The organism is Serratia sp. CY31944, assembly GCF_052169175.1.
GTDB lineage: Bacteria > Pseudomonadota > Gammaproteobacteria > Enterobacterales > Enterobacteriaceae > Serratia > Serratia sarumanii.
This window is the reverse complement of sequence record NZ_JBJNLG010000002.1, coordinates 52,148-73,733: the sequence shown is the minus strand read 5'-3', so window position 1 is coordinate 73,733 and position 21,586 is coordinate 52,148. Positions and strand designations below refer to the sequence as shown.

Annotated in this window: 23 protein-coding genes; 15 read left to right on the top strand and 8 right to left on the bottom strand. The window is 60.1% G+C overall.

From position 1 onward, the window contains the following. The first annotated feature begins 4 nt into the window (after positions 1-4). The 3 genes from cysN to ACJ8IN_RS02705 all read left to right on the top strand — a co-directional run bounded on the left by cysN (position 5) and on the right by ACJ8IN_RS02705 (position 2,471). Positions 5-1,432: a sulfate adenylyltransferase subunit CysN gene (gene cysN, locus ACJ8IN_RS02715; protein WP_308325431.1), complete on the top strand. Its 1,428-nt coding sequence runs from the start codon at positions 5-7 to the stop codon at positions 1,430-1,432. Next, complete coding sequence (gene cysC, locus ACJ8IN_RS02710) at positions 1,371-2,060, top strand: adenylyl-sulfate kinase (RefSeq protein WP_308325432.1); 690 nt, start codon at positions 1,371-1,373, stop codon at positions 2,058-2,060. Before cysN ends, cysC begins: the two co-directional genes overlap by 62 nt. Positions 2,061-2,144: 84 nt before the next feature. Then, on the top strand, positions 2,145-2,471 hold the full coding sequence (locus tag ACJ8IN_RS02705) for a DUF3561 family protein (RefSeq protein ID WP_004932611.1): 327 nt from the start codon (positions 2,145-2,147) through the stop codon (positions 2,469-2,471). A gap of 52 nt (positions 2,472-2,523) precedes the next feature. Here the strand turns inward: ACJ8IN_RS02705 and ACJ8IN_RS02700 are convergent, their stop codons facing one another. The 3 genes from ACJ8IN_RS02700 to ACJ8IN_RS02690 all read right to left on the bottom strand — a co-directional run bounded on the left by ACJ8IN_RS02700 (position 2,524) and on the right by ACJ8IN_RS02690 (position 4,948). Continuing rightward, the gene (locus ACJ8IN_RS02700) at positions 2,524-3,246 is read right to left on the bottom strand and encodes an amino acid ABC transporter ATP-binding protein (RefSeq protein WP_033637159.1); all 723 of its coding nucleotides are present in this window, start codon (positions 3,244-3,246) and stop codon (positions 2,524-2,526) included. Next, positions 3,230-3,997 (bottom strand): amino acid ABC transporter permease, encoded by a 768-nt coding sequence (locus tag ACJ8IN_RS02695; protein WP_086556831.1) that lies wholly within the window; start codon positions 3,995-3,997, stop codon positions 3,230-3,232. Before ACJ8IN_RS02695 ends, ACJ8IN_RS02700 begins: the two co-directional genes overlap by 17 nt. Before the next feature lie 180 nt (positions 3,998-4,177). Continuing rightward, complete coding sequence (locus ACJ8IN_RS02690) at positions 4,178-4,948, bottom strand: basic amino acid ABC transporter substrate-binding protein (protein WP_060423381.1); 771 nt, start codon at positions 4,946-4,948, stop codon at positions 4,178-4,180. 403 nt (positions 4,949-5,351) lie between these two features. Here ACJ8IN_RS02690 and ftsB point away from each other — a divergent pair, with 403 nt between their 5' ends. The 8 genes from ftsB (at position 5,352) to rpoS (ending at position 11,657) form a co-directional block, all read left to right on the top strand. Next, positions 5,352-5,672, top strand: a complete 321-nt coding sequence (ftsB, locus tag ACJ8IN_RS02685; protein ID WP_016929043.1) for a cell division protein FtsB — start codon at positions 5,352-5,354, stop codon at positions 5,670-5,672. 3 nt (positions 5,673-5,675) lie between these two features. Then, positions 5,676-6,383 (top strand): 2-C-methyl-D-erythritol 4-phosphate cytidylyltransferase, encoded by a 708-nt coding sequence (gene ispD, locus ACJ8IN_RS02680; RefSeq protein ID WP_060423383.1) that lies wholly within the window; start codon positions 5,676-5,678, stop codon positions 6,381-6,383. A 10-nt stretch (positions 6,384-6,393) separates the two neighbouring features. Next, a complete protein-coding gene (gene ispF / locus ACJ8IN_RS02675) occupies positions 6,394-6,867 on the top strand; it encodes a 2-C-methyl-D-erythritol 2,4-cyclodiphosphate synthase (protein ID WP_004932594.1) in 474 nt (157 codons plus the stop codon). 4 nt (positions 6,868-6,871) lie between these two features. Further along, on the top strand, positions 6,872-7,918 hold the full coding sequence (truD, locus tag ACJ8IN_RS02670; RefSeq protein ID WP_060423386.1) for a tRNA pseudouridine(13) synthase TruD: 1,047 nt from the start codon (positions 6,872-6,874) through the stop codon (positions 7,916-7,918). Then, positions 7,899-8,660 carry a 5'/3'-nucleotidase SurE gene (surE, locus tag ACJ8IN_RS02665; protein ID WP_060423388.1) on the top strand — a complete coding sequence of 254 codons (762 nt, stop codon included), beginning with the start codon at positions 7,899-7,901 and terminating at the stop codon, positions 8,658-8,660. The genes truD and surE overlap by 20 nt, the downstream gene beginning before the upstream one ends. Continuing rightward, positions 8,654-9,280 carry a protein-L-isoaspartate(D-aspartate) O-methyltransferase gene (locus tag ACJ8IN_RS02660; protein ID WP_047728898.1) on the top strand — a complete coding sequence of 209 codons (627 nt, stop codon included), beginning with the start codon at positions 8,654-8,656 and terminating at the stop codon, positions 9,278-9,280. Before surE ends, ACJ8IN_RS02660 begins: the two co-directional genes overlap by 7 nt. Positions 9,281-9,605: 325 nt before the next feature. After that, a complete protein-coding gene (gene nlpD / locus ACJ8IN_RS02655) occupies positions 9,606-10,604 on the top strand; it encodes a murein hydrolase activator NlpD (protein WP_060423391.1) in 999 nt (332 codons plus the stop codon). A 54-nt stretch (positions 10,605-10,658) separates the two neighbouring features. Then, the gene (gene rpoS / locus ACJ8IN_RS02650) at positions 10,659-11,657 is read left to right on the top strand and encodes an RNA polymerase sigma factor RpoS (RefSeq protein WP_004932578.1); all 999 of its coding nucleotides are present in this window, start codon (positions 10,659-10,661) and stop codon (positions 11,655-11,657) included. Positions 11,658-11,736: 79 nt separating this feature from the next. Here the strand turns inward: rpoS and mutS are convergent, their stop codons facing one another. Continuing rightward, positions 11,737-14,292: a DNA mismatch repair protein MutS gene (gene mutS / locus ACJ8IN_RS02645; RefSeq protein WP_308325433.1), complete on the bottom strand. Its 2,556-nt coding sequence runs from the start codon at positions 14,290-14,292 to the stop codon at positions 11,737-11,739. Positions 14,293-14,684: 392 nt separating this feature from the next. Here mutS and ACJ8IN_RS02640 point away from each other — a divergent pair, with 392 nt between their 5' ends. Then, positions 14,685-14,852 carry a hypothetical protein gene (locus ACJ8IN_RS02640; protein ID WP_162846236.1) on the top strand — a complete coding sequence of 56 codons (168 nt, stop codon included), beginning with the start codon at positions 14,685-14,687 and terminating at the stop codon, positions 14,850-14,852. Here the strand turns inward: ACJ8IN_RS02640 and ACJ8IN_RS02635 are convergent. From ACJ8IN_RS02635 to ACJ8IN_RS02620, 4 genes are all read right to left on the bottom strand, one after another. Beyond that, on the bottom strand, positions 14,849-15,466 hold the full coding sequence (locus ACJ8IN_RS02635) for a Fic/DOC family protein (protein WP_047569276.1): 618 nt from the start codon (positions 15,464-15,466) through the stop codon (positions 14,849-14,851). The two genes, ACJ8IN_RS02640 and ACJ8IN_RS02635, sit on opposite strands and share 4 nt — an antisense overlap. A gap of 196 nt (positions 15,467-15,662) precedes the next feature. Beyond that, positions 15,663-16,649: a Vgb family protein gene (locus ACJ8IN_RS02630; protein ID WP_308325434.1), complete on the bottom strand. Its 987-nt coding sequence runs from the start codon at positions 16,647-16,649 to the stop codon at positions 15,663-15,665. A 30-nt stretch (positions 16,650-16,679) separates the two neighbouring features. Beyond that, a complete protein-coding gene (locus ACJ8IN_RS02625; RefSeq protein ID WP_308325435.1) occupies positions 16,680-17,651 on the bottom strand; it encodes an aldo/keto reductase in 972 nt (323 codons plus the stop codon). A gap of 12 nt (positions 17,652-17,663) precedes the next feature. Further along, positions 17,664-18,464: an SDR family NAD(P)-dependent oxidoreductase gene (locus ACJ8IN_RS02620; protein WP_060423396.1), complete on the bottom strand. Its 801-nt coding sequence runs from the start codon at positions 18,462-18,464 to the stop codon at positions 17,664-17,666. Between the two features lie 106 nt (positions 18,465-18,570). On the opposite strand from ACJ8IN_RS02620, the gene ACJ8IN_RS02615 reads away from it, so the two are divergent. From ACJ8IN_RS02615 to chbC, 3 genes are all read left to right on the top strand, one after another. Next, positions 18,571-19,464: a LysR family transcriptional regulator gene (locus ACJ8IN_RS02615; RefSeq protein ID WP_197823696.1), complete on the top strand. Its 894-nt coding sequence runs from the start codon at positions 18,571-18,573 to the stop codon at positions 19,462-19,464. A 417-nt stretch (positions 19,465-19,881) separates the two neighbouring features. After that, positions 19,882-20,199 carry a PTS sugar transporter subunit IIB gene (locus ACJ8IN_RS02610; RefSeq protein WP_004932561.1) on the top strand — a complete coding sequence of 106 codons (318 nt, stop codon included), beginning with the start codon at positions 19,882-19,884 and terminating at the stop codon, positions 20,197-20,199. A gap of 12 nt (positions 20,200-20,211) precedes the next feature. Next, positions 20,212-21,573, top strand: a complete 1,362-nt coding sequence (gene chbC / locus ACJ8IN_RS02605; protein WP_004932557.1) for a PTS N,N'-diacetylchitobiose transporter subunit IIC — start codon at positions 20,212-20,214, stop codon at positions 21,571-21,573. The last annotated feature ends 13 nt before the right edge of the window (positions 21,574-21,586 follow it).

Here is a 21,586-nt window from a genome sequence, read left to right as displayed (position 1 = left end):
CCGGATGAACAACGCAATCGCACAACAAATCGCCGAGCAGGGCGGCGTCGAATCCTATCTGCACGCGCAGCAGCACAAGAGCCTGCTGCGCTTTCTGACCTGCGGCAGCGTCGATGACGGCAAAAGCACCCTGATTGGCCGCCTGCTGCACGATACCCGCCAGATCTACGAGGATCAGCTGTCGACGCTGCACAGCGACAGCAAACGCATCGGCACCCAGGGCGAGAAGCTCGATCTGGCGCTGCTGGTGGACGGCCTGCAAGCCGAGCGCGAGCAGGGCATCACCATCGACGTGGCCTATCGCTATTTCTCGACCGAAAAACGCAAATTTATCATCGCCGATACCCCGGGGCATGAGCAGTACACCCGCAACATGGCCACCGGTGCCTCCACCTGCGATCTGGCGATCCTGTTGATCGACGCGCGCAAAGGGGTATTGGACCAGACTCGCCGCCACAGCTTTATCGCGACCCTGCTGGGCATTCGCCACCTAGTGGTGGCGGTGAACAAGATGGATCTGGTGGACTACCAGGAAGCGGTGTTCGAGCAGTTCAAACAGGATTACCTGACCTTCGCCCAGCAGCTGCCAGGCGATCTGGACATCAAATTCGTGCCGCTGTCGGCGCTGGACGGCGACAACGTGGCGAGCGAAAGCGCCCATATGCCGTGGTACAGCGGCCCGACGCTGCTGGAAGTGCTGGAGAGCGTGGACGTGGTCAGCGAGCGAGAAAACCAGCCGCTGCGCTTCCCGGTGCAGTACGTCAACCGCCCGAACCTCGATTTTCGCGGCTATGCCGGCACGCTGTCCGCCGGCGTGGTGCGGGTGGGGCAACGGGTCAAGGTGCTGCCTTCCGGCGTGGAGTCCAGCGTGGCGCGCATCGTGACCTTCGACGGCGATCTGCAAGAGGCGGTGCCGGGCGAGGCGATTACGCTGGTGCTGAAGGATGAGGTGGACATCAGCCGCGGCGATCTGCTGGTCGACGCCGGCGAAAGCCTGCAGGCGGCGCAGAGCGCGCTGGTGGACGTGGTATGGATGGCCGAGCAGCCGCTGGTGCCGGGCCAGAGCTACGACATCAAGATCGCCGGTAAAAAGACCCGCGCCCGCGTGGAGAGTATCCGCCATCAGGTGGAGATCAATACGCTGGCGCAGCACTCGGCAGACACGTTGCCGCTTAACGGCATCGGCCTGGTGGAGCTGACCTTCGACGAGCCGTTGATGCTGGACAGCTATCAGAGCAATCACGACACCGGCGGGCTGATCTTTATCGATCGCATGAGCAACGTCACGGTGGGTGCCGGTCTGGTACGCGAAACGCTGCAGGCCGCATCGGCGGCGCGCGGCGAGTTCAGCACTTTCGAGCTGGAGTTGAATGCGCTGGTGCGCAAGCACTTCCCGCACTGGGGCGCACGCGATCTGCTCGGTGGCCGATAAGGTGGCCGCTGAACTGAGGGCGACCGGGCCGGACAATGAGAACGTGGTTTGGCATCCGCACGCGGTGACGCGCGCGGATCGCGAAGCGCGCAACGGCCACCGCGGCGCGGTGCTGTGGTTTACCGGGCTGTCCGGCTCGGGCAAATCCACCGTCGCCGGCGCGCTGGAGCAGGCGCTGCATGGGCTCGGCGTCAGCACCTATCTGTTGGACGGCGATAACGTGCGCCACGGCCTGTGCCGCGATCTCGGCTTCTCGGACGAAGATCGGCGCGAGAACATCCGCCGGGTGGGGGAAGTGGCCAAACTGATGGTGGATGCCGGGCTGGTGGTGCTGACCGCGTTCATTTCGCCGCACCGCGCCGAGCGGCAGATGGTGCGCGAAATGCTCGGCGACGATCGCTTTATCGAAGTGTTCGTCGACACGCCGCTGGCGATCTGCGAGGCGCGCGATCCGAAGGGATTGTATAAAAAAGCGCGCGCCGGCGAGCTGCGCAACTTCACCGGCATCGACGCGGTTTACGAGGCGCCGCAGCAGCCGGAAATCCACCTCGATGGCCAACAATTGGTAACAAATTTGATTGCGCAATTGTTAGACGTGTTGCGTGGTCAGGCTATTATCAAACCCTGAATTCAAAAAAAGCGTGTGGCGTTTTTCGCCATGCGCTTTTTACTCTAAGCCGCCGCAGAGCGAGCCGAATAACCAGGGATCACTATGCAAAATGTCACGCCTATCTTGATCGACTCCAAGCAGTCAAAACAGGAGAGAGAGGAGCCTTCTTATTCTTTCCTGGGCGGCGTCAGCGGCTTTGTTTTCTACTGGCTGGCGTTCGCGTTGCCGTTTCTGGTTTACGGTTCCAACACGCTGTTTTTCCTGCTTTATACCTGGCCGTTCTTCCTGGCGCTGATGCCGCTGTCGGTGCTGATCGGCATCACCCTCAGCATGCTGTTGCGCGGTCGTCTGATCCTGACGCTGCTGCTGACCGGCGCCATCGTGCTGTGCCTGTTCTGGCTGGTGTTCAGCTTCCTGACCGGGTGGTAAGAGAGCGGGCGCCGATGCCGGCGCCCGAAGGATTGCAAAGCGGTGCCGAAGGTTACAAAACTTTGCTCAGAAACGCCTGAGTGCGCGGATTGGCCGGATGGCTGAAGATCTGCTGCGGCGTACCTTCCTCCTGAATGATCCCCTGATCGATAAACAGCACCCGATCGGCCACCTCGCGGGCAAAGCCCATTTCATGCGTGACCACCACCATGGTCATGCCCTCGTGGGCCAGGGACTTCATCACCGCCAACACTTCGCCCACCAGCTCCGGATCGAGCGCGGAGGTGGGTTCGTCGAACAGCATGATCTTCGGCTCCATCGCCAGCGCGCGGGCGATGGCCACCCGCTGCTGTTGGCCGCCGGACAGGCTGTTGGGGTAGGCGTCGATCTTGTCGAGCAGGCCGACCTTGCGCAGCAGCTGTTCGGCTTGCGCGATGGCTTCGGCGCGCGGCCGTTTCTTCACGCTCACCGGCGCCATGATGATGTTTTCCAACACCGTCATGTGCGGGAACAGGTTGAAGCGCTGGAACACCATGCCCACGCTTTCACGCATCTTGTTCAGGTCGGTTTTCTGATCGTGGACGGCGAAGCCGTTGACCTCGATCTCGCCGCCGGAGAGCGTTTCCAGCGCGTTGATGCAGCGCAGGAAGGTGCTCTTCCCGGAGCCGGAAGGGCCGATGACGCACACCACTTCGTTGGCGGCGATCCGGCAGGAAATGCCGCGCAGCACGTGGCTCTCGCCGAACTGTTTTTGCAGGTTATGTACGCGAATCACTTTTACCGAACCTCTTTTCCATGTGTTGCACCAGCAGCGAGAGCAGGAAGGTGATGACCCAATAGACCAGCGAAATGGTCAGGTAGGGCTCCCAGTAGGTGGCGTAGGCGCCGGAGACGGTGCGGGCGGCATAGGCCAGATCCGCCAGGCCGATGGCGGAGGCCAGCGACGAATCCTTGACGATGGCGATGGCGTTGTTGCCCAGCGGCGGCAGCATGCGGCGGAAGGCCTGCGGCAGGATCACCTGGCGCATGGTCTTGCCGTAGCTCATGCCCAGCGAACGCGAAGCTTCCATTTGGCCGCGGTCGATAGACTGGATCCCGGCGCGGAAGATCTCCGACACATAGGCGCCGGCATTGAGCGTGATCGCCACCACGCAGGAGAGAAAGGCGCCGTAGTCGGCGCGCAGCGCGCGGGCAAAATCGACGCTCATCAGGCCGCTGGTGACCAGCAGGCCGTCGCGCGGGTTGATGAACAGCGGCACCAGCGCGAAGTGCACCACCATGATTTGTACGAACAACGGCGTGCCGCGAAAGGCGCTGATGTAGATGCGCACCGGCCACTGAACGCCGTAATGCAGTATGGGTTTCCAGATGCCGTGCGGCGCCTGCGCCAAACGACCCAGCCCGAGGATCAATCCCCAGGTGGTGCCCAGCAGCACGCAGATAATGGTGCATTTGATGGTCATCCAGGCGCCTTCCATAAACAGCGGCGCGTATTCCTGGATAATCTCCCAGCGGAAGTTCAAGATCAGATCCTTATTTAAGCGTGTTAAGGCTACTGCGCGTTGTCATCTTGGGATTGGGCAGTGCTCGCCATCCTCATGGATTGCGTGTCCACTCCGGTGGCTGTGCGCTGGCCGCACCCAATCTGACTTAGCTCGCTACGCCTGTTTATTTACTGGCCTACTGCGCTGAGGCGCGCCAGTTGATTATTCCGCCGGCAGCGTCGGTACGTTGCTGTCGAACCAGGTTTGGTAGATCTTGGCGTAGGTGCCGTCGGCGACGATCTTCTTCAGGCCGGCGTTAATCTTGTTACGCAGTTCGTCGTTGCCTTTGGCGACGGCGATGCCGAAATACTGGCGCTCGAACTTGGCGTCGGGCACCAGCTTGAAGGCCTTCTCAGGGTGGGTTTTGATATAGAACTTGGCCACGCCGACGTCGCCGACCGCCGCGCCGATGCCGTCTTCATACAGCTCCTGCAGCATCAGCGGCGTATTGTCGAAGCGCTTGATGGCGGTGCTGTTTTTGCCCAGCACATCGGACACCACGATGTCGCCGGTGCTGGAGTTCACCACGCCGACCTTCAGCGCTTTCAACGCGGCGATGGAATCGACCGTCGAGTCTTGCGGCACGACGATGGCCTGTTCGGCCGGGAAATAAGGCGCAGAGAAATCAACCATTTGCTTGCGTTTGTCGGTGATGGTGATGCCGGAAATGATGATATCGCGATCGCCGGAATTCAGCGTGGCGAAGATCCCTTCCCACGGCGTATTGATCAGTTTGATTTGGAAGCCTTCGGCCTTGGCCACCGCTTTGATGATGTCGATGTCGAACCCTTCCAGCTGTTTTTGGCTGTTTTCAAATTCGAACGGCCGATAGGTGCCGCCGGAGCCGACGACGTAGGTAGGTTCAGCCGCCAACGCGGCGGTGGAGAAGGTGGCGACCAGGCAGGCGCCGATCAGAACTAAACGTTTTAACATCGCGATCCCCGATAATGAAAGGTTATACATTGGAATTATTTATGCACTAGTAGTGCATAAAAATAAGCTTCAATGAATGAAAGTGCAACCGCTGCATGAGGATTATTCTTTCTATGGTGGTAAATATTCATTTTTTGCATTGCTGTGGCGTAAGCGATGGGCCGGTAAGCGGCGGTGCAGTGATTCTTGCTGCATAATGGAGGAAGGGCAGTGTGTCTCTCATCGGAAAACGCGCCGCGCGCGTCGGGTAAAAGGGGCTTTTTTTGCCGCTTTCGCCGCGGATTTGGGTTATAAACTCGGGAACCCTTCATCCGTATTCTGAATTTGGCGCTGAAATGCCGCTCTCAGTGTGGAGTCCAACGAGAAGTTGTGGGATGATTGGTCGGTTTTTCAGGGGGCGGAGATGGGAAAACTTACGCTGCTATTGCTGGCATTGCTCGGTTGGTTACAGTATTCACTGTGGCTGGGCAAAAATGGTATTCACGATTACGTGCGGGTCAATGAAGACGTTGCGGTCCAGCAGGGCAACAACGCCAAGTTGAAAGCGCGTAACGATCAGCTGTTTGCCGAAATCGACGATTTGAACGGCGGACAGGAAGCGATCGAAGAGCGTGCGCGTAATGAGCTGGGCATGATCAAGCCCGGTGAGACTTTCTATCGTCTGGTTCCTGACCAATCCAGACGCAACGCGGCGTCTTCCTCGCAAAACAACGCACAAAAATAACGCATGAATCACTCCGCAGGCACCTTTCCCTCGGTGATTGCCGTCCTGCCCGCTGCCGGTATCGGCAGCCGCATGCAGGCGGAATGCCCGAAGCAATATTTAACTATCGGCCGGCATAGCATCGTCGAACACGCCATCCATGCCCTGTTGCGCCACCCGCGCATCGAGCGGGTGATCGTGGCGATCGGCCCCGAAGATCGCCAGTTCGAACAGTTGCCGATCGCCCAGGATTCGCGGGTGATCGTCACCGAGGGCGGCAAGCAGCGCGCGGATTCGGTGATGGCCGGGCTGAATCTGGCGGGCGATGCGGACTGGGTGTTGGTGCACGACGCCGCGCGCCCCTGCCTGCACGCCGACGATCTCGAGCGCCTGCTGGCGATTACCGCACACAGTAAGGTCGGCGGCATTCTCGCCGCGCCGGTGCGCGACACCATGAAACGCGCCGAACCCGGCCGCGAAACCATCGCCCATACCGTCGATCGGCAGGATCTGTGGCACGCGCTGACGCCGCAGCTGTTTCCGCTGCCGTTGCTCAAGCAGTGCCTGCAGCGCGCGCTGGATGAAGGCGCGAACGTCACCGACGAAGCCTCGGCGCTGGAGCATTGCGGTTACCATCCGCTGCTGATCGCCGGCCGGGCGGACAACATTAAAGTAACGCGGCCGGAGGATTTGGCGCTGGCGGCGTTCTATTTGACTCAGTTAGACAATTAAGGAGCGCACCATGCGTATCGGTCACGGTTTTGACGTACATAAATTCGGCGGCGAAGGCCCGTTGGTGATCGGCGGTGTTCGCATCCCTTACGACAAAGGTTTGCTGGCCCACTCCGACGGTGACGTCGCGCTGCACGCCGCGACCGATGCCCTGCTGGGCGCGGCGGCGCTGGGCGATATCGGCAAGCTGTTCCCCGATACCGATCCGGCGTTCAAAGGCGCCGACAGCCGCGAACTGCTGCGCGAAGCCTGGAAACGCATTCGCGCCAAAGGGTATCGCCTCGGCAACCTCGATATCACCATTATCGCCCAGGCGCCGAAAATGGCGCCGCACATCCCGCAGATGCGCGTTTTCCTGGCGGAAGATCTGCAGTGCCATATGGATGACGTCAACGTGAAGGCCACCACCACCGAGCAGCTCGGCTTCACCGGGCGCGGTGAGGGCATCGCCTGCGAAGCGGTTGCCTTGCTGATCAAGGAATAACCGCATGGATATGGCGAATCTGACCTGGCTGCATGGCCGGCCGCAGAGCACCGGGGTGTTGAAAGCCAATCCGGAAGATTTCGTGGTGGTGGAAGATCTGGGTTTTGCACCGGACGGTGAAGGCGAGCACGTGCTGGTGAACATCCGCAAAAACGGCTGCAATACCCAGTTCGTGGCCGACTATCTGGCGCGCTTCGCCGGTATTCACGCCCGTTCCGTCAGCTATGCCGGCTTGAAGGATCGCCACGCGGTGACCGAACAGTGGTTCTGCCTGCATATGCCGGGCAAGGACACGCCGGATTTCTCCCGGTTTGCGCTGGAAGGCTGCGAGGTGCTCTCGTATGCCCGCCACCTGCGTAAAATGCGCATCGGCAACCTGAAGGGCAACCACTTTACGCTGGTGTTGCGCCAGATTTCAGATCGTCAGGACGTTGAGCGCCGTCTGCAGGCCATCGCCGCGCAGGGCGTGCCGAACTACTTCGGCAGCCAGCGTTTCGGCCGTGGCGGCAACAACCTGGTGATGGCGCGCCGCTGGGCGAATGATGAAATTCGCGTCAAAGAGCGTAGCAAGCGCAGTTTTTACCTCTCTGCCAGCCGCAGCGCGCTGTTTAATCTGGTCGCGAGCAGGCGCCTGGCGGACGGCCTGCAGCGCACCGTGCTGGAAGGTGACGCCCTGCAGCTGATCGGCCGCGGCAGCTGGTTTGTCGCCAAAGCCGATGAGCTGGAGACGTTGCAACAGCGCTTGGATGCCGGTGAGCTGGTTGTCACCGCGACGTTGCCGGGCGACGGCGAGCCGGGCACCGCCGGCAGCGCGTTGGCATTTGAACAACAATGCTTGGCGGAGCAGCCGGAATTGCTTACGCTTTTAAAGCGCGAGCGTGTCGACCCCGCTCGTCGGGCCCTGCTGCTGCAGCCGCAAAATATGCGGTGGAGCTGGTGGGATGACGTTACCGTGGAACTGCGCTTCTGGCTGCCGGCAGGCAGCTTCGCCACCAGCGTGGTTCGCGAGATCATGCAGCAGGATGACAGCGATGCGGATATTGCTGAGTAACGATGACGGCGTTAGCGCCCCGGGCATTCAGGTGCTGGCGGCGGCGCTGCGGGAATTTGCCGAGGTGCAGGTCGTGGCGCCGGATCGTAACCGCAGCGGCTCTTCCAATGCCCTGACGCTGGAGTCGCCGCTGCGCACGCAGACGCTGGCCAACGGTGATATTGCGGTGCTGCAGGGGACGCCGACCGACTGCGTTTACCTTGGCGTCAACGCCTTGATGCGCCCGGCGCCCGATATTGTGGTCTCCGGTATCAACGCCGGGCCGAATTTAGGCGACGACGTCATCTATTCCGGCACCGTCGCGGCGGCGATGGAGGGCCGGCATCTGGGGCTGCCCGCGTTGGCGGTGTCGCTGAACGGCCACCGGTACTACGCGACCGCCGCCGCCATTACCTGCCGCATCCTGCGCGCGCTGCAGCGCGAACCGTTGCGAACCGGAAAAATCCTGAATATCAACGTACCGGATCTGCCGCTGGCGGAGATCAAAGGCCTGCGCGTGACCCGCTGCGGCAGCCGCCATCCAGCCGACAAGGTCTTCTGCCAGCAGGATCCGCGCGGACAAAATATCTACTGGATCGGGCCGCCTGGTGATAAATTTGATGCCGGGCCGGATACCGACTTTGCGGCGGTGGAACAAGGCTATGTGGCGATAACGCCGCTGCAGGTGGATTTAACCGCCTACGCGGCGCAAGAAGTCGTGAAAACATGGTTAACCAAAGCAGAGGTTAGCGGGGAATGGTGAACAAGCGCATGCAAACATTGCTGACGCAGCTGCGGCAGCAGGGAATCCGGGACGAAAAGCTGCTGCGGGCGATCGAGGCGGTGCCGCGCGAGCGTTTTGTCGACGAAGCGCTGGATCATAAGGCCTACGAAAACACCGCATTGCCGATCGGCTCCGGCCAGACCATTTCCCAGCCTTATATGGTGGCGCGGATGACCGAACTGCTGAATCTGAAGCCCACCTCGCGGGTGCTGGAGATCGGCACCGGCTCCGGCTATCAGACCGCCATCCTGGCGCATCTGGTGCAACACGTTTGTTCCGTCGAACGTATTAAGGGGTTGCAGTGGCAGGCCAAGCGCCGCCTGAAGCAGCTCGATCTCCACAATGTTTCCACCCGCCACGGCGATGGCTGGCAGGGCTGGGCGTCGCGCGGCCCGTTCGATGCGATCATCGTCACTGCCGCGCCGCCGGAGATCCCGCAGGCGCTGGTGGAGCAGTTGGACGATGGCGGTATTCTGGTGTTGCCGGTGGGGGAGCAGGCTCAAACTCTCAAACGCATTCAGCGTCATGGCAACGAGTTCGTTGTCGATGCGGTAGAAGCGGTGCGCTTTGTGCCGCTGGTGAAAGGCGAATTGGCCTAGCGATCGTCTGATTTTTCGACCGTCGGCAAAATCTGTTGCACTTTCATCATGCCCGGATAAGGTTTTCTCGTTCCAATCAGGTTAATTTTCACTAGAATTGGCCTTTCTACGTAGTTGTCTTATGGTGCGGCAACGCCAATCTGGTTAGCATTGGCGCGCGTTTTGATGCTCCGGCGCGAGATGACCTGGCATTCAGGGATCGGCCGGCGGCGCCTTTACATCGCAGAAACTGGGAAGTGGCAAAAGCTCGGCTACGATGTAAAGGGTATTTTGGATATATCACTGATATTGCTGTCATGGGGGAAGCATGAGCACGGGAAGCCCAATGATTACGTTACGCCGGGTTGCGGTGTGTACGATGGTAAGTTTGTGGTTGGCGGGTTGTACGAACAATGCCTCAACGTCGGCCCCTATCAGCAGCGTGGGGGGCGGCGGCGCCGTTCCATCCGGCAATAATAATGGCGGGGCGCAGCAGGCCAGCCCAGAGGGCCGCATTGTCTATAACCGCAGTTATAACGCCATTCCTAAAGGGAGTTACAGCGGCGGCGAAACTTATACGGTCAAGCGCGGCGACACGCTGTTTTATATTGCCTGGATCACCGGCAACGATTTCCGCGACCTGGCGCAGCGCAACAATATTCCCGAGCCATACAGCCTGAATGTTGGCCAAACCATTCAGCTTGGTAATGGTTCCGCCAACGGCGGCGGCGGTATGTTGGCGACGACTGACGCGACCCAAGGCGGCGTTCCGAAGCCACCTTCCACCTCCCAGATCCAGACGGCAACGGTTGATTCTCAATCAACTAACGCGTATTCTGAAAACTCGGGTAAACAGAATGTAGGTAAGATGTTACCTGCAGCAGGGGTCGCAGCGGTTGGGACCGCGGCTGCGCCTGTTACCGCGCCGGAAGCCGCTCCACCAGTGAGCAGCACCGTCAGCAACAGCGCTCCGGTCAGTACCTGGAGATGGCCGACTGACGGTAAGGTTATTGATAACTTTTCCTCATCAGAAGGTGGGAATAAGGGTGTCGATATCGCCGGCTCCCGTGGGCAGCCGATCTTCGCTACCGCCGATGGCCGCGTAGTGTATGCAGGCAACGCTTTACGGGGTTACGGTAATCTAATCATCATCAAACATAATGATGATTACCTGAGCGCCTACGCTCATAACGACACAATGCTGGTCCGGGAACAACAAGAAGTGAAGGCGGGTCAAAAAATAGCCACCATGGGTAGCACCGGTACCAGTTCAGTACGTTTGCATTTTGAAATTCGTTACAAGGGGAAATCCGTAAACCCGCTGCGTTATCTTCCGCAGCGATAGATTGGGCAGAATACGCTGAGATTCTGCTCGCGGTATCACGGGTAGGAGCAGCATATGAGCCAAAATACGCTGAAAGTTAACGAGTTACATGATGATGCGGATTTCGACGAGAATGGAGCTGAGGCCGAGTCGTTTGATGAAAAAGCGCTGGTAGAAGAAGAGACCAGCGAGAACGATTTAGCGGAAGAAGAGCTGTTGTCTCAAGGCGTTACGCAACGCGTATTGGATGCGACGCAGCTCTATCTGGGTGAGATCGGTTATTCACCTCTGCTGACCGCAGAGGAAGAAGTCTATTTTGCGCGGCGTGCTCTGCGCGGTGACGTGCCGTCCCGCCGCCGCATGATTGAAAGCAACCTGCGGCTGGTGGTAAAAATCGCCCGCCGCTACAGCAACCGCGGTCTGGCGCTGCTGGATCTGATCGAAGAGGGTAACCTCGGTCTGATTCGCGCAGTGGAAAAATTCGACCCGGAACGCGGTTTCCGCTTCTCCACTTACGCAACCTGGTGGATCCGTCAGACGATTGAACGGGCGATCATGAATCAAACCCGTACCATTCGTTTGCCTATCCATATCGTCAAAGAACTGAATGTCTATCTGCGCACCGCGCGCGAGCTTTCCCACAAGCTGGATCATGAACCGAGCGCTGAAGAGATTGCCGAGCAACTCGACAAGCCGGTGGATGACGTCAGCCGCATGCTGCGTCTGAATGAGCGCATCACCTCGGTGGATACGCCGCTGGGCGGGGATTCGGAGAAAGCGCTGCTGGACATTCTGGCCGACGAGAAGGACAACGGGCCTGAAGACACCACGCAAGACGACGATATGAAGCAAAGCATCGTCAAATGGCTGTTCGAACTGAACGCCAAACAGCGTGAAGTGTTGGCGCGTCGTTTCGGCCTGCTGGGCTATGAAGCGGCGACGCTGGAAGACGTAGGCCGGGAGATTGGCCTGACGCGCGAGCGCGTCCGTCAGATTCAGGTTGAAGGTCTGCGCCGTCTGCGTGAGATTCTGCAGATGCAGGGCCTGAGCATTGAGGCGCTGTTCCGCGAATAACGCCGGTTGTTGAACCGCATCAAATAAAAACGGTGAGCGTCAGGCTCACCGTTTTTTTATGCCCGCGTTTGGCGCCAGACTACACCATATTTTTCAGCCGGTAGATCCATTCCAGCGCCTGGCGCGGCGACAGGGAATCCGGATCCAGCGCTTCCAGGGCTTCAACCGCCGGCGAGGTTTCTTCCTGCAGCAGCGTCATCTGGGTGGCATCGACGCTGCCCGAGGCAGTGTGGCTGGAGATAGACTCCAGCTCGCGCAGCTTCTGGCGGGCGCGCTTGATGACGTCGCGCGGCACGCCGGCCAATGCGGCGACCGCCAGGCCATAGCTTTTGCTGGCGGCACCGTCCTGCACGCTGTGCATGAAGGCGATGGTGTCGCCATGTTCGAGCGCGTCCAGATGCACGTTGACCACGCCTTCCATTTTCTCCGGCAGGGTCGTCAGCTCGAAGTAGTGGGTGGCGAACAGCGTCATCGCCTTGATGCGGTTGGCCAGGTTCTCGGCGCAGGCCCAGGCCAGCGACAGGCCGTCGTAGGTGGAGGTGCCGCGGCCGATTTCATCCATCAACACCAGGCTGTGCTCGGTGGCGTTGTGCAGGATGTTGGCGGTTTCGGTCATCTCCACCATGAAGGTGGAGCGGCCGGAAGCCAGATCGTCCGCCGCGCCGACGCGGGTGAAGATGCGATCCACCGGGCCGATGGTGGCCTTGGTGGCCGGCACGTAACTGCCGATGTGCGCCATCAGCACGATCAGCGCCGTTTGCCGCATATAGGTACTTTTACCGCCCATGTTCGGGCCGGTAATGATCAGCATACGGCGCTGTGGCGACAGGGTGAGCGGGTTGGAGATAAACGGCTCGCTCAGCACCTGCTCCACCACCGGGTGACGGCCTTCGGTAATGCGGATCCCCGGCTGCTCGCTCATGGTCGGGCAAGCGTAGTTCAGGGTATCGGCGCGCTCGGCCAGGTTGGCCAGCACGTCCAGCTCGGCCAGTGCGGCGGCGCTTTGCTGCAGCTCCGCCAGGTGCGGCAGCAGCAGATCGAACAACTCGTCGTACAGGCTTTTCTCGATCGCCAGCGCCTTGCCCTTGGAGGTGAGCACTTTGTCTTCGTACTCTTTCAATTCCGGGATGATGTAGCGCTCGGCGTTTTTCAGCGTCTGACGGCGCACATAGTGGATCGGCACCAGGTGGCTTTGGCCGCGGCTGACCTGAATGTAGTAGCCGTGTACGCCGTTGAAGCCGACCTTGAGCGTATCCAGCCCCAGCTTTTCACGCTCGCGGATCTCCAGCCGATCGAGGTAATCGCTGGCGCCGTCGGCCAGTGCGCGCCACTCGTCCAGCTCGCTGTTGTAACCGGGGGCGATCACGCCGCCGTCGCGCACCAGCACCGGCGGGGATTCAATGACCGCGCGTTCCAGCAGCTCGCGCAGCTCGTCGAACTGCCCTACCTGCGACAGCAGCTGCTGCACGTGCGGCGTTTCCACATCTTGCAGCAGCGCGCGGATGTCCGGCAGTTGCTGGAAAGCATGGCGCATGCGCGCCAGATCGCGCGGCCGGGCGGTGCGCAGCGCCAGACGCGCCAAAATTCGCTCCTGATCGCCCACCTGACGCAGCGAAGGCTGCAGATCGGTGAACAGCTCCTGCAATGCGCCGATCGCCTGTTGGCGGGCAGTGAGAACCTTGATATCGCGGGTCGGCATGTGCAGCCAGCGTTTCAGCATGCGGCTGCCCATCGGCGTGACCGTGCGATCGAGGATCGCCGCTAGCGTGTTGTCGCTTCCGCCGGACAGGCTCTGCGTCAGTTCCAGGTTGCGGCGGGTGGCGGCGTCCATGATGATGCCGTCCTGCTGGCGCTCCATGGTGATGCCGCGAATGTGCGGCAGCGAAGTGCGCTGAGTATCTTTGACGTACTGCAGCAGGCAGCCGGCGGCGCGCAGCGCCTGGTGCGCTTGCTCGACGCCGAAACCGGTCAAATCGCGGGTGCCGAACTGCAGGTTGAGCTGCTGACGCGCGGTCTCAAGCTCGAATTCCCACAGCGGGCGGCGGCGCAGGCCGTGGCGCTGTTCGATCAGCGTCATTTGTTCGAAGGTTTCCGGGTAGAGCAGCTCGGCCGGATTGGTGCGCTGCAGCTCGGCGGCCATGGTTTCCAGCTCCTGCGGCTCGGCGACGCGAAAGCGGCCGGAGCTCACGTCCAGCGTGGCGTAGCCGAAGCCGCGCGCGTCCTGCCAGATCGCCGCCAGCAGGTTGTCCTGGCGCTCTTGCAGCAGCGCTTCGTCGGTGATGGTGCCGGGCGTGACGATACGCACCACTTTGCGCTCGACCGGCCCTTTACTGGTGGCCGGATCGCCGATCTGCTCGCAGATGGCGACGGACTCGCCGAGCTGCACCAGCTTGGCCAGGTAGTTCTCTACCGCGTGGTGCGGCACGCCGGCCATCGGGATCGGTTCACCCGCCGAGGCGCCGCGTTTGGTCAGCGAGATATCCAGCAGCTGGGAAGCGCGCTTGGCGTCGTCGTAAAACAGCTCGTAGAAGTCGCCCATGCGGTAGAACAGCAGGATTTCAGGATGCTGGGCCTTGAGGCGCAGGTACTGCTGCATCATCGGCGTATGCGAATCGAGTTTATCGGTGCTATTCATGCGATTATTTTTCCAATCCATTGAATGTAAAGGGAACTGTGATTTTCATTGTCGTCATTCGCTATCACATTGTTTCAGCAGGCGCCGCCCCATTCAGCGCTTGGCGGGCGGCGCAAATCAAATCATCAAAACGCCAAACGGCGCGCTCAAACCCGAGGTTTGCACAGACGCTTATACTAGCCCAGCGGGCAATCGGCTGTCACAGGTAAAAATGGGAAGCGCTGCGCAAGGAGGAGTTGTAACGAAGCGAGATTGTCGTTCGCCTGCGGGCAACAACGCAAGTCGCCGCCCGCTGAGGCGGCGTGGAGTTTATTGCGCGGCGGTGAGGGGCATGAAGTTATGTACAATCCTTGATATAATCTCATCAATGAATTTTCTGATCGGGGGGCGTCATGAGTAATACTAAAAAAGTGCCGGTGGGTTATGTTAAGCCATCTCGTACGGACATTGCCCGCTCAGTGGCGACATCAACGGCGGTTGAAACAGGTCAACCTTCAGCCAGAATTGAAGCTTCTTTAGAAGAAGTGCGTAAAAAATTCGCTCATCTGCGCCTTGCCTAATACTTTCTTAGTGCTTGGTTGACCCAGTGTTTCATCGGCTCGTAGTTCATGTTCATACCCGAGTGAATAGCCGAGATATATTGGGCTCTGTTTTGTTCCCAGCTTTGATAATCCAACGGTTTATGCCCACCCTGAACCGCCATCACATCGGCCAGCAGCCGTGACAAACGGCCATTCCCTTCTCTAAAAGGGTGTATGAGTATCAGTTCAACATGGATTATCGCGATCGCTTCTATCAGCTGTTCTTCGCTCATGTCTGAGCAAGGTGTGTAACTTGCCAGGTATTTCACTTCGAAATCGTCCAGTAGTTTGGGCAATCGCGTCGAAGGGGCAAACATGAAGCCTCCTTTGCTGATATTGACGGTTCTTGCTTGTCCAGCCCACGCATAAATATTGCCTAACCAGCGGTGATGCCATCCCTTAAGCATCTCGACGGTGATTCTTCCTAATGGAAAGTGCTGTTCGAAAACGGAACGGTAGAGCTGCTCCAGCAACACCAACTCGGCGCCGTCGAGTTCGTCGCTATCGGTGATGCCCAGCTTATTGGCTAGAACTTGCTCGCCGGATTCTTTCTCATATTGACCTTCGCTGCTGGAAACATGGTATCGGCTCATGAATACGCTCGATGATAATGAGGTGGGGGATAAGGCAAGTATAATCAGCGATGTGTAGTGGAACAATTTAATTAAAATCAGTTTGTTAAGTTAGAGTTAATCATAGTTCTGATTAATACCATCGAAATAAAGATTTTCAATTCATTGGATGTTAACGGTACAACGCAAGTCGCCGCCCGCAGAGGCGGCGTGGAGTTTATTGCGCGGCGGAGAGGGGCAGTTGATAGAGACGGAAGCTGTCGGGCACTTCGGATTCATGGCCGGGCAGCAGGCGGTGGCGAATGCGCGATTCGCTGACGAAGGCGCAGCCTTGTGGTGTGATAGTCAGATTGACCGGCGATTCCATGCCTTCGCGCAAGACCTCAATCCGGTGCATGCCTGCCGCCTTGGGAGACGGGATCCGCAGGATCCGCCCCTGGCCGCTCTGGATCCCGTTTTCAAGCACGATCAGCGCGCCGTCCGGTGCCAACCCCATCCCGTCCGGGTTTTCAATCAGGCGCGGCAGCTGCATTTCCGTCAGCTGCGGCTTTGGATCGTTATAGCTGAGGGTGTAGAGCTTACCGGTGCCGAAATTGGCGACAGCCAGCAGCCGGTCGTCGAGCAGCACGATCCCGGCGGCGCCCAGCCCGCTGGGCGCCGCTAAGCGTGGATCCTGATACAGCGTACTGAATGCCGCTTCGCCCGGCCGCAGGCGCAGGATGCCGCCGCCGCGGGTTTCCGTCACGTACACCGTGCCGTCTGCGCCGAGCACGATATCGTTGCCCATTTCTCCCGCCGGCAGCGCCAGGCTGCGGTTGAGCGTGCCATCCGCGACGTTCAGCGCGTAGATGCGGTTGGCGCGCGTTTTGCCGCCGGAGAGGAAGTCCGGCGAATTGCCCCACAGCAGCCCGCGCCGTTCGTCCAGCCGCAGCGCGTTTGAGGCGAACACCGTGTCAGCGCCGGGGAAAAAGGTTTCCCACGCTTTACCCGGCCGTTTGCGCAGCACGTTGCCGCTGGTGATCAGGCCGACATACAGCGTGCCGTCCGCCGCGTGGGCGATGCCGTTGGGGTAAAGCGCGCCGGGCGGCAGCGTCATACTGCTTTCCGTACAGTGTGCATCGACGGCGGCCTGCGCCGGCGCGCTAAGGGTGAGTGCAGTAGCGAGGGTGAATAACGCCGCTCGCGCGGTCACAGCGTATGCCATGTTTCTCTCCTGGAATGAAGGAAAAGGGGGCTACCAACGTTCGGGGCGGGCAGCGTGCGCCATTGGCGCCTCCAGCGCGGCCACGTCTTCTTGCGATAGCCTGAGGTCTAGCGCCGCCAGTGCATCCTGCAGATGGTGTGGCTTGGACATGCCCACCAGCGGCGATGCCACGCCGGGTTTGGCCAACAGCCAGGCCAGCGCAATCTGCGCCGGGGGAACGCCGCGCGCGGCCGCCACCTCCGCTACCGCAGCGACGGTGCATTCGACCTCGTTTCTGCCGCCGTACCAACGGGGGGCCTGCTCGTCGGTGGCGGCGCGCAGCGTGCCGCCACTGCCGGAGCCGGCCAGCACGCCGCGAGCCAGCGGCGACCAGGGCGTCAGGCCAAGACCTTCCTCCAGGCACAGCGGGATCAGCTCTTCTTCGTCTTCACGCGTCACCAGGTTGTATTGGCTTTGCAACGAAATAAACGGCGCCAGGCGGTGCTGACGTTGAAAGGCCAGCATTTTCATCAGGCGCCAGGCGTGCAGTGAAGACGCGCCGAGATAGCGGATCTTGCCCGCCCGCACCAGGCCGTCGAGAGTGTCGGCAGTTTCTTCGATCGGCGTTTCGGTGTCGAAGCGGTGCAGCACGAACAGATCGAGGTAATCCGTTCCCAACCGCTGCAAGGAGGCGTCAATGCTGTGCAGCAGGTGCTTGCGCGACAGCCCCCGGCTGTTCGGCTGCGCGTCCATCGGAAAGTAAGCCTTGGTGGCGATCACCACGTCATCTCGACGGGCGAACGCCTTCAGCGCACGGCCGAGAATGCGTTCGCTTTCTCCGCCGGAGTAAATGTTGGCGGTATCGAAAAAGTTGATGCCCGCTTCCAGCGCCTCGCGGATAAAGGGGCGTGCATCCTCCTCCTTCAGCACCCAGGGGCGCCAGGCCGGATCGCCGTAGGTCATGCCGCCCAAGCAGAGGCGGGACACCATCAGGCCGCTGTCGCCAAGCCGAACGTAGTTCATGGCATCGTCTCCTCAGCGCATGCCGGCGATGGTGTAACCGCCGTCCACCAGCAGGCTTTGGCCGGTGATGAAGCGGGCTTCGTCCGTCGCCAGCCACAGCGCCACATCGCCGATGTCTTCCGATTCGCCCAGGCGGCCGGCGGGCGTGTGGGCGATAAAGGGCGCGAACGCCGCGCTGTCGGCCACGCTGCCGCGCGCCATCGGCGTGTCGATGATGCCGGGGTTGATGTTGTTGACGCGGATGCCCTGGCCGCTGTATTCGAGCGCCACCGCGCGGATCATCGCATCGAGCGCGCCTTTGCTGGCGGAGTAGCTGGATGAACCGGCCAGCGCGCCGTGGGTCAGCCAGGAGGAAGTGTTAACGATCACGCCGCCCGAGCGCTGAGCCAGGAAGGTTTCAATCTCGTATTTCATCGCCAGCCAGACGCCTCTGAGGTTAATGGCGATCACCCGGTCAAAATCTTCGCTGGTCTGTTCGGTGATGGGGGCGAAGTTGCCGATGATGCCGGCGTTGTTGAAGGCGATGTCGAGCCGGCCGTAGTGGGCGGTCACCGTGGCGAGCAGCCTGCGGATGTCGTCTTCCTGGGAGACGTCGGCCACGATGGGCAGGGCGTCGCCGCCGGCGAGCGCGATGTCGCGCGCCGTGGCTTCGATTTCCGCCGCGCGTCGGCCGGCCAGCGCCACTTTGGCGCCTTCGCGGGCATAGGCCAGCGCGGCGGCGCGGCCGATGCCTGTGCCGCCGCCGCTCACCAGCACGACTTTGTCCGCCAGACGGCGCGGCGTTTCATGAGTTGGAGCTGTAGCATTAATCATCGCATCGATACCTGGTAATGGGTTCGATCGTAATGCTATGTTGTTAGATAACGGATAACTATCCGCTAAAAATTCATCTCACTATTAGATAATTTATATTAATAGCATGAAGAAACCCGAATTGTCCGGCCTGGCGGCCTTCGTGGCTATCGCCAGTGAACGCAGCTTCCGCCGCGCCGCCGCCCGATTGGGCGTGACGCCGCCGACGCTGACCCACACCCTGCGCGAACTGGAAGCGCAGGTGGGCATTCGCCTGCTGAACCGCACCACCCGCAACGTTTCGCCGACGGAGGCCGGTGAGCATCTGTTGGCACAGCTGGTGCCGGCCTTTACCGACATCGACGCCGCGCTGGAGAGCCTGAATGCGTTTCGCGAAGGGCCGCGCGGCCTGGTGCGCATCAACGCGCCGCGTTCGGCGATCGATCTCGCCATCGTGCCGCATCTGGGGCGGTTGGCCAGCGAATATCCCGGCATTACGCTGGAGGTGGTGGCGGACGAAGGGTTCGCCAACATCGTCGAGCAAGGCTTTGACGCCGGTATTCGGCTCGGCGAGGATCTGCACAACGATATGCGCGCGGTGCGCCTGACGCCGGATCTGCGTTTTGCCATCGTCGCCACGCCGGACTATTTTCAACGGCACGGCGAACCGACGCACCCGCAGGATTTGCTGCAGCACCGCTGCATCGGTTGGCGCAAGGCCTCTTCGGGCGAGCGCTACAAATGGGCATTTCAGCAGGGCGAGCAGCGATTTTCCGTGGCGGTCAACAGCCCGCTGATCGTGGATGACGCCAGGCTGCTGCTGCAGGCGGCGCTGGCGCACGTCGGCATCGCCTTCGCCATCGAGCAGGAGGTGGAAGATCATCTTGCGAGCGGGCGGCTGCGGCGAGTGTTGGCCGACTGGTGCGCGCCGTTTCCCGGTTTTTACCTCTATTACCCCAACCGCAGGAACCATTCCGTGGCGCTGGCCACGGTGATCGAGTTGCTGCGTCTGCCCACTTAATCCTCTTCGCCTGCCATCGCGTTCGGAGAGCAGCAGGCGAATCAAGCTTGAACTATTTTTATTCTCTTTTCGTTTGTTCAGGCGCAAATAAACCCTTAAATTCTCGGCGTGTTTATAACTGTCTGTTTATAATTGTTATTTGAGTATTTATTGCGAATATTCTGAGTTTATATCGGTTATTTGGGAGCCCGGTCACACTATTTTTTTATGCGAAATGTGAAGGGGGTCAAGCCATCAGGTCAAGGAGAGACGGTTATTCTCTCCCCTGGCTTACCGATCCGTTTTTCATGCTCCGTATACTGTCTGCAACCAGGGCAACGTGACGGAAATTTTCATAAGGAATGTGCGTGAAGCAATCGTGATTGCATCTGGCATACAAATAACACGGGGTTTTTTTGATTATCTGAGGTGCTTGGAATGGAAAAGAAAAAAATCTATCTGTTTTGTTCTGCCGGTATGTCCACTTCCCTGTTGGTTTCAAAAATGAAGGCGCAGGCCGAGAAATACGAAGTGCCGGTGATCATCGCCGCCTACCCGGAAGCGCTGGCTGCGGAGAAAGGCGTTGAAGCGGATCTGATCCTGCTGGGGCCGCAGATTGCCTACACCTTGCCGGAAGTGCAAAAACAGCTGCCCAACAAACCCGTTGAAGTCATCGATCCTCTGCTGTACGGCAAGGTCGATGGGCTGGGCGTGCTGAAGGCCGCGGTGGCCGCCATCAAGAAAGCCAACCAATAACAGGAGGCCGCCGTGAATACCCTCATTGCCTCGCTCGAGAAGGTTATCCTGCCTTTCGCCGTAAAAATCGGCAAGCAGCCCCACGTCAACGCCATCAAGAACGGCTTTATCCGCCTGATGCCGCTGACCTTGACCGGGGCGATGTTCGTGTTGATCAACAACGTGTTCCTGAGCTTCGGCGAAGGATCGTTCTTCTATTCGCTGGGCGTGCGCCTGGACGCCTCCACCATCGAGACGCTCAATAGCCTGAAGAGCATTGGCGGCAGCGTGTACAACGGCACGTTGGGGATCATGTCCCTGATGACGCCGTTCTTTATCAGCATGGCGTTGGCCGAAGAGCGCAAGGTCGATCCGCTCGCCTCGGCGCTGCTGGCGGTGGCGGCCTTTATGACCGTCACGCCGTTCAACGTCGGCGAGGCCTATGCGGTGGGCGCCAACTGGCTGGGCGGCGCCAACATCATTTCCGGTATGGTGATCGGGCTGGTGGTGGCCGAGATGTTTGCTTTCATCGTGCGGCGCAACTGGGTGATCAGCCTGCCGGACAGCGTGCCGGCTTCGGTGTCGCGCTCCTTCTCGGCGCTGATCCCCGGCTTCATCATCCTCTCCATCATGGGGCTGGTGGCGTTCGCGCTGGCGCATTGGGGCACCAACTTCCACCAGATCATCATGGACGGCATTTCGGCGCCGTTGGCCAAGATGGGCAGCGTGGTGGGCTGGGTGTACGTGCTGTTCTCCTCGCTGCTGTGGTTCTTTGGGGTGCACGGCTCCATGGCGCTGGCGGCGCTGGACAGCGGCATCATGACGCCGTTTGCACTCGAAAACGTGGAGCTGTACAACAAATACGGTTCGGTCGAAGCGGCGGTGGCAGCCGGGAAAGAGTTCCACATGTGGGCGAAGCCGTTCGTCGACTCCTACATCTACCTCGGCGGCACCGGCTCGACGCTGGGTCTGATCATCGCCATCTTCATCGCCTCGCGCCGCGAGGATTACCGCCAGGTCGCCAAGCTGGCGACGCCGTCCGGCATTTTTCAGATCAACGAACCGATTCTGTTCGGCCTGCCGGTGATCATGAACCCGGTGATGTTCATTCCGTTCATCCTGGTGCAGCCGGTGCTGACCATTATCACCTCGCTGGCTTATTACTCCGGGCTGATCCCGCCTATCACCAACATCGCGCCCTGGACCATGCCGGTCGGCCTGGGGGCGTTCTTCAACACCAACGGCAGCATCATGGCCATGTTGTTGAGCCTGTTTAACCTGGCGGTCGCCACCGTGATTTATCTGCCGTTCGTGGCGATCTCCAACAAGGCGCAGAGCCAGATCGACGCGGCGACGGAAAGCGAAGAAGACATCGCCAAGGCGCTGAAATTCTAACTGTGGAACGGGG